Below are 223 nucleotides of genomic sequence, written 5' to 3' on the forward strand. Positions count from 1 at the left end.
TGGGAAACGGATTAATATTTCCGTACTTGGTATAATTGCGATGGGGGGACGGAGCAGGCTAAGCAAGCATGGCGTTGGTAGTCCATGTGAAAGTGAGTAGGCTAGCGACTTAGGTAAATCCGGGTTGCTGTTAGGCTGAGACACGAGACGAGTCACTAAGGTGATGAAGTTGCTGATGCCATACTTCCAGGAAAAGCCTCTAAGCTTCAGATTATACCGAATC

At 47.5% G+C, this 223-nt stretch carries 1 rRNA gene; it reads left to right on the forward strand.

Features of this window, described 5'->3' with window-relative positions:
- Positions 1–223, forward strand: a 23S ribosomal RNA gene (locus tag PSR9079_RS23560); the annotation flags it as partial.

It is taken from the genome of Pseudoalteromonas rhizosphaerae, assembly GCF_902498845.1.
In the GTDB taxonomy this organism is placed as follows: domain Bacteria; phylum Pseudomonadota; class Gammaproteobacteria; order Enterobacterales; family Alteromonadaceae; genus Pseudoalteromonas; species Pseudoalteromonas rhizosphaerae.